Here is a 6,875-nt window from a genome sequence, read left to right as displayed (position 1 = left end):
CGCCGGTGAACTGGCTGCCCTGATCGGTGTTGAAGATCTCCGGGATACCTTCGGCCTGTAGAGCTTCCTGCAGGCACTCCACGCAGAAGGCCTCGTCCATGCTGTTGCTGAGCTTCCAACTGATCACATAACGGCTCGACCAGTCCATCACAGCCGTCAGGTAGACGTGAGTCTCGCCGAGGGGAATGTAGGTGATGTCCGTGCACCAGACCTGATTGCTGCGCTGGATCGGTAAGTTCCGAAGCAGGTAGGGATACTTTTTGTGACCTTTGCCCGGTAGGCTCAGGCGCGGCTTCGGGTAAATCGGCTCGATGCCCATTACGCGCATCAACCGCTGCACACGCTTGCGATTTATCCTGTAGCCGAGCTTCCCGAGTTCGTCACACATGCGGCGACTCCCATAGGTCGGCTCTTCCATGTAAATGCGGTCGATCACCTGCATCAGCAACTCGTCCAGCACGCTTACCTTGCGCTTGGGTTTATGATAGTAGCTCGAACGCGGCACGGCCAGAAGTTCGCACTGTCTTTGAATACTCATCTCTGAAGCCTGATCAACGAAGCTCATCCTCCGGGATAGTGATACCGAGCTTGTCACAACTGTCTTTTAAAAAATCCACCTCCACCTGGAGCTGGCCGATCTGCTTGTAGAGGCGGTCTTCCTTCAGCTTCTGCTTGAAGGCCTCTTCGTGCTTCGAACTCGCGCTCTCAAACACGCTGCTGGCATTGCCCAGCAGTGCCTTCTTCCACTCCGTCACTTGCGTCGGATGGATCTGATAACGCTTCGCAATCTCGTGGATCGGGTGCTGTTCCCGCAGCGCCTCCAGCGCTACCTTGCTTTTGAACTCGGATGTGAACTTTCGTCTCTTTTTCATTGGTTGCTTTACTTTAACTCGGTGAAGCAACCTGTCCAACTTTACGGGGCCGGCTCACATTACTCTCTTGATGACTTTGAGCACAAAGAAGAGAATTCAAGGAATCTTCCTAGACAGCGAAGAACTCGGATTCTTTGAAGCCATTCTCATCGCCCAGGGAATGAATGTAATTTTTATTTCCTCATGCGTTACTGGAGCATTTTTAGGTGCCGCCTTTGCTTTAAAATTCAGACCAACATCTAAAAGTGAAATAATAGTAGAGCTCTCGGACAAAGTTGAAGCGCTAGAGAACAAATTAAACGAAAAGACATAACCAGAGTGAGTAGTCAACGACGAGGCTGCGCCTCGCCGCGACTATCACTTACGTTGTGCAAATAAGGATGAGACCTCGACACCAGCAACTTGCTTCAGAAATCGAAGACGGATTTCGGAATAGCCTACAAACTTATCATTCTCCGGATGAATGTATCGGCTATCTGGTGTCGAAAGGTTTTAGCGAAAAGCTCGAAGAATTCATCGAAGAGAACTCAAAAGTCGCTCAGAATGTATCGGCAGGCATTGTTCGGTCAGCTCCGATTAACGACCCCAATTTCATCCACTACGTCTGGCTCCTGGGCCTAAAAACAAGCTATGAAAACAAGTATCTTGACGTCCTCGGTAGGCAAGAAGTCGAAAAGAGATTTCCTCTGACTAGATTCTGGAGATACTACACAAAAGGAATTCAAACGTTTTCTGGGATAGGTAAAACGTTCGAGTGCGAGAAACCGACAACAAAGGGGTATGAGAAGTTTTTGGAGCCATACGCGGATTACATGATTGGAGGTCTTTCCGGCGAAGACTTCGCAGCAAAGGCAATCGAGTCGTTCAAGAGAAGGAACAGTCAGAAAAGAATGACGGATTGGAAAAGTTTGGACGGTGATGCGATGAAGCCAGTGCTCTGGGATCTTCGAAAGGCATCAATAACCATGAGAGCACAACAAAACGGTGGTCACAATTCCGGCAGCTCAGCCGCCTCCATCGTGACACCTTAGCGTTCGCTAAATAAAATGAAGAGAAGCCTTACACCTCAGGAAAACGAGGAAAGAGAACGACTCGATCGGATCAGGGCGAAGGATCCGAATGAGACTGTGCGGCTTCACGAATTGAACGTTCTCCAGTCTGCACTTGAGTTCCGCTACGGCAAAAGGAACCTCCCAAAGGCTTTCTACGATTTCTTGGAACTCAAAGGCATTGAAATAGAAGGTTCTATTCTGATCTCAGCAGCTGATTGGGAGCAAGGAACGAACCCACTGTTTGGAGAGATTCTGAGCCAAGAAGAAAAGTTCTATTCCTACGATCTAGACTTCACCAAAGACGGAACTGGCTTACTTGAAGAAAACGAATGGATCGAAGTCACTGAGGAGAAGAATTTAAGGGAGCACAATCGTGGTGTTCCAAAAACCTACTACAAAATCGCTGTTGAAGTTTTAAGAAAACTACGAAGCGAACAAGTCAGTGGTCACAACTCCGGGGGCTGCGCCCCCTCCGCGTGACACTTCATCGTTCAGGAAAGAAAATAAAATGGACCAAGAACTAGTCGGTGAACTCATAGGCGAGATTGAATCAGCGATGGCGCAATCCATTTCTGCGATGTCTAACATCTTGATGTTCATATTGGCAGCTACCACATTTTTGCACGGTAAAATAAACGAAGAGAACAAATGTCTTTTGGTTGCGATCCTAGTGTCGTGTGCTGTCGGACTTGGGCTTGCTATGCTCTTCCATGATAGGAGGGCCAGCGCCTTGCGAATGATCCTGAAGAACATACTGAACTCCGATACAAATCCACATAAGAACAATCATGATAATGAAAAACGGAAAACAGATTTCGTATTTTTTATCTATAGGTCCACAGTAGCTGTGGTGCTTATATCTATGGCGCTCTTCGGGTGGGCAGTAGCCGGGGTTCTCCTCTAAGACGCGAATGAAAACCAAAACCTGAACAAGTCGGGAGAGGACGATAGATTTCGCTGCGCTCATCTATGCCTCCCCTCATCGTTGTGCGCCAAGCAAAGGGTGCACTGATCTTATCGGGTGAAAGTCCCGATCTTATAAAGTAACAACCCAACAGTAAGTATCGAGTCTTGCGATGAAGTTAGCTAAGCCATTGAAAGCGGGTGGATCGCCCTTACCGATCGTGACCGGACGGATTGTCCGGATGGCGGAACAGCTTAGTCGAAGCGTAGACAGAGAAGCATTCCGAGCCGCAAGGAGCCTCGCACGCTCCCCAAAGCATGATAAGCCCCGTAAGAAGGTAGTAGATGTGGAAGGCGAGCGTGTAACGTGTCGTGAAGCCAGCATCGTCCTGCGCGTTAAAGGTGAGTGCAGGATGGTTCCACCGGGGTCTGTAGCTGTGGCGCGTGTGCATAGATCGTGTATCAACTTGGGAGACCTCCCCCGAACCCGCAAGGGTGTCATAGCTCTTCTCATGCGCACTGTTTAATCGTTGCGGTTTCGATGTGCATTATCTGTAAAATATAGCGAGTGGATACAAAGCGTAAATTTATTATAGACGGCTACCGAGAATTTTCCCTATTGGGCAACTCAGAAGGTGGTATGGGAAAGGTCTATTTTTTAGAGCCTGTTGATAAGACTTACACAAAAATGTCTCCAATGAGTCGGATTTTTGCCCCGTTAGACGGAAAAATCGCAGTAAAATTCCCTAAAAGACTAGCAGATTCAGATGCGTTTGAACGCGAATGTCGACTGTGGTTAACTGTCCGCCACAGGCACGTTGTTCCTCTTCTTAAGCTCTCAGAAATTAGTGGTCAGATGGCAGCGGTTATGCCGCTGTATCACCAAAATGCAGAATCCTTGATTTACGAAAGTCGCTGCAATATGCCTGAAACAGGCTCTTTCTGGTATAGACAATTTGTTGGAATATGTGAGGCACTCAACTACGCGTGGGAAAAATCTAATTTGCTGCACTTGGATCTAAAGCCTCAAAACCTCTTAAATTATTCGGAAGGGCCAAATCCATATTTGTCGGTGGCAGACTGGGGCATGGCTCGGTTTCAAAACTATTGCTTCTTTCGTTCAAATACAAAGAAGGGCAGCGAGAGAGGGATTGAGTCGTTAGAAGCCTATGGTGGAACACTACCCTACATGTCGCCTGAGAGGATTTTAGGAACAATCCGTAATGATAGTTATATGCATCAAGTAACTGATGACATTTTCTCTCTTGGGATAATCATGATGGAAGTCGCAACTAAATCTAACCCGTGCATCGACAGATCCGAAACGACTTCCGGCACGATTGAAAATATCCTGACGGGTGGATACTATCATATCGTTAGTGACGTTTTAAAAAAGTATCCGGGTGCGTGGTGTCGTTTGGCAGCTAACTGTTGCCATCCCGATAAGCGCCGTCGCCCGAAGAATTACAAAATCATTATCAAGGAACTCAAAAAGTATGTGGTTTAAAAGAAAAGATAAGTATCGGATGGACGATTCCTTTGTGGAGGGGATTCGGGGGCTTTCTGGTCAGCAACTCGCAGAACTTGCTTTAAGCAAAAGGCAGTTAAAGGACTACGAAGAATCCCTTGAACTGTCAGAGCGAGCATATCGGAAATTTAACTATCTAGGTGCAGTCTCGATACACGCGAGTACACTCACATTAATGAAGCGATACTCAGAAGCAATAACTTGGCTTGAGAACGCCTTACGGGAGATAGAGGGTAAGGATGATCGAGCCATCCTTGCAAGAGCCGAAGCAGCCACGAATCTGATTTTACTGTTCCGCGATATTGTAAAGAACGTCCCAAAGGCAGAAGAGTATCTAGCACTAGCAAGGAAATTAGTAAGCCAGACGCCGGATACAAAGGAATCACGTAGAATTTCATGTGGCGTTGACGTTGAAGAAGCCGTTTTGTCATACAATAAAGGTGATTATCCTAAGGCGAAGACGCTCGCATTGAAAAGGCTCCAGTTTTTCCCAGAGTGCCGAGCAGCAAGATTGATTCTTTCTCATCTCGAGAAAGATAATGTAGATCATAGAAATATTTATGGAACTCTGTCAGCAGATGGTTCAATCGAGATGCCGCAAGACCCTGGGAATATATTTGTTCGCTCATACCGTGGGATGGAAGAGGTTATTCTCCCTAGCCTTGTCTTTGGAATGTTGTTTTTGGTTGCCCGGACAAAGGGGTGGCGCGCGGACTATCTCTTCGCTGAAAACAACTCAGGGCAGGTTACGATTTTTAGTGCAAGTCATGCTCGAAAAGTATCTGAGGGCGATGCGATAGATCTCCATCGAACGCTCAAAATGTTAAAGCCGCTTTGTGACGAAATGGGAGTGAAAGAATTTATTGAATTCGTCTCGGACGGTGCATTCCTGTTTGAAGAAATGAAAGCTGAATAGTCCATACCCTATCGTAGAAAAGAACTTATCAACGACCCAACACGTGAAATTTCTAATAAAGCTGAAAACTAACTTTCTTTTGATGTGAATAGGTATACGATAGAGGAAATAAAAGAAGCGAGAAAACCATTTGAACGCCTGTCTGACCGTGAACTTGAAAGACAATTTGAGCACATCCACAACGGAACGGCGAATATACAGCACCACGCCATCTTGGAAATAATCGACGAGCGGGATCGAAGAAAAGAAGAGGTCGTGGACGACAGGCACAAGACCAGTCTAAGGGTTGCTGAATCTGCTAAGCGTTTCGCGATATGGGCAGTTGTTGTTAGCCTGCTTGGAGTACTTTCAACGGTGCTCATTGGGTTATACTTAAAATAATGATTATGTTTCCAGGAATCGCATGGGTAGGAGAAAGCAGACGATAAAGGCTCAAGATTGAGGGAAATGAACGCACGTGCTAATCATTTTCAACTAAAGGGATTTAAAAGGGTCAGACTAAAAGAACTTGGCAGGATGGGGAATTTCTTCGATTCTTTTCCTGAGGATGAGTTGGCTAAAGTTGAGTTGGAGTAGTGCATTGTACCAATGTATAGTAAACGTAACGCGAGGCACCACGATTTGATGGTTGATTTATCGTAGATGTCGTAAGTGTCGTAGATTTATAGCTACGACATCAATGACTCATGCGGCTGCACTTGCCTTCGCGAGGGCTACAGGAGTGAGCTTGTGGAGATTCCAGTTTGTGGAGGATGGCAGCTTTTCGAGCAGGTGCCGGACGTAGGCGTAGGGTTCGAGTCCGTGGCGTTTGGCCGACTCGATGATCGACTATGCATCAGGGTCCTGCTCCTCCTCTTCCTCGGCCTCTTGGGCCTTAAAGTATTCAGCGGCTATATCCAACATTCCAATGACTGGATGACTTTCAATGTCGATGTCGCAATTGCTTAACACCAGAGCTACCCAATGAAATACATGAGCGGGTGAATATCCGCAGTGATCGGCTACAACTTGAGCCAATCCCGTGGCTTCGCCGTAGTCGTCCCCCAGTTGCATCCAGCCGTCCTCGTCATCGAAAGACCCAAGCTCCTTCGCTGCGGCTAAAATTGCTTCGATGCGCTTAATTCTTTCCTCATTATCCATGGTTTAAAGTTGGGGTTACGCGCATCGAATGCGGTGCTTCGTAGCTGGTTAAGTTATGCCAAGGTAGCACTAATCAATGTTTCCATTTTGTAGCTAAAAGCGAATGGAATTTCCAGTCGAAGTTATGTCATGAATGTATCATGTCGATTGGCGTTGCTCTGATAACGCGACACTTAAAGAAAAGCCCACCACACGGTAAGCTCTTCAGATTGATAGGGATCAGGCCCAAGTCATCTTCCCATCCTGATCGCACCATCCGATGATCTCCAGATGCTCGGTTCGGGCGGTTTCCATTTTCGGTCCGGGGTTAATTGTGTGCTTCATTTGAACGGTACCGGCTGACTCATCCCATTCGAAGACGACGCGGTAGGAGCGGTCTTCATTACCACCATGTTCATCGGCATATCGGACTACTGTGCCCGGCGGGAACTTTCGAATCATGACCATTTCTGCATATGTTGAGG

General features: G+C 47.1%; 12 protein-coding genes. 7 read left to right on the top strand and 5 right to left on the bottom strand.

Translation table 11 applies throughout. The features are described from left to right. Together O2597_RS02625 and O2597_RS02620 are read right to left on the bottom strand one after the other, a co-directional pair. Positions 1–538, bottom strand: a 538-nt coding sequence (locus O2597_RS02625; RefSeq protein WP_269522628.1) for an IS3 family transposase, incomplete at its 3' end; no start/stop codon positions are given. Positions 539–551: 13 nt separating this feature from the next. Beyond that, a complete protein-coding gene (locus O2597_RS02620; RefSeq protein WP_269522627.1) occupies positions 552–872 on the bottom strand; it encodes a transposase in 321 nt (106 codons plus the stop codon). Positions 873–948: 76 nt separating this feature from the next. On the opposite strand from O2597_RS02620, the gene O2597_RS02615 reads away from it, so the two are divergent. The 7 genes from O2597_RS02615 to O2597_RS02585 all read left to right on the top strand — a co-directional run bounded on the left by O2597_RS02615 (position 949) and on the right by O2597_RS02585 (position 5,652). Continuing rightward, positions 949–1,185 (top strand): hypothetical protein, encoded by a 237-nt coding sequence (locus O2597_RS02615; RefSeq protein ID WP_269522626.1) that lies wholly within the window; start codon positions 949–951, stop codon positions 1,183–1,185. A gap of 166 nt (positions 1,186–1,351) precedes the next feature. Continuing rightward, entirely contained in the window at positions 1,352–1,903 is a 552-nt protein-coding gene (locus O2597_RS02610; protein WP_269522625.1) for a hypothetical protein, read from the top strand. Between the two features lie 15 nt (positions 1,904–1,918). After that, positions 1,919–2,404 (top strand): hypothetical protein, encoded by a 486-nt coding sequence (locus O2597_RS02605; protein WP_269522624.1) that lies wholly within the window; start codon positions 1,919–1,921, stop codon positions 2,402–2,404. A gap of 28 nt (positions 2,405–2,432) precedes the next feature. Next, positions 2,433–2,828, top strand: a complete 396-nt coding sequence (locus O2597_RS02600) for a hypothetical protein (RefSeq protein ID WP_269522623.1) — start codon at positions 2,433–2,435, stop codon at positions 2,826–2,828. A 567-nt stretch (positions 2,829–3,395) separates the two neighbouring features. Then, positions 3,396–4,334, top strand: a complete 939-nt coding sequence (locus O2597_RS02595; RefSeq protein ID WP_269522622.1) for a protein kinase domain-containing protein — start codon at positions 3,396–3,398, stop codon at positions 4,332–4,334. Next, positions 4,324–5,271, top strand: coding sequence for a hypothetical protein (locus O2597_RS02590; RefSeq protein WP_269522621.1), 948 nt, complete (start codon positions 4,324–4,326; stop codon positions 5,269–5,271). Before O2597_RS02595 ends, O2597_RS02590 begins: the two co-directional genes overlap by 11 nt. Before the next feature lie 84 nt (positions 5,272–5,355). Next, complete coding sequence (locus O2597_RS02585) at positions 5,356–5,652, top strand: hypothetical protein (RefSeq protein ID WP_269522620.1); 297 nt, start codon at positions 5,356–5,358, stop codon at positions 5,650–5,652. Positions 5,653–5,955: 303 nt separating this feature from the next. Here the strand turns inward: O2597_RS02585 and O2597_RS18585 are convergent, their stop codons facing one another. The 3 genes from O2597_RS18585 to O2597_RS02575 all read right to left on the bottom strand — a co-directional run bounded on the left by O2597_RS18585 (position 5,956) and on the right by O2597_RS02575 (position 6,852). After that, complete coding sequence (locus O2597_RS18585) at positions 5,956–6,093, bottom strand: transposase domain-containing protein (protein WP_345782995.1); 138 nt, start codon at positions 6,091–6,093, stop codon at positions 5,956–5,958. A gap of 6 nt (positions 6,094–6,099) precedes the next feature. Further along, entirely contained in the window at positions 6,100–6,411 is a 312-nt protein-coding gene (locus O2597_RS02580) for a hypothetical protein (RefSeq protein ID WP_269522619.1), read from the bottom strand. Between the two features lie 219 nt (positions 6,412–6,630). Next, complete coding sequence (locus O2597_RS02575; protein ID WP_269522618.1) at positions 6,631–6,852, bottom strand: hypothetical protein; 222 nt, start codon at positions 6,850–6,852, stop codon at positions 6,631–6,633. Positions 6,853–6,875: the final 23 nt, after the last annotated feature.

Source organism: Coraliomargarita parva (genome assembly GCF_027257905.1).
GTDB lineage: Bacteria > Verrucomicrobiota > Verrucomicrobiia > Opitutales > Coraliomargaritaceae > Coraliomargarita_A > Coraliomargarita_A parva.
This window is presented reverse-complemented; position numbering and strand designations above follow the sequence as displayed.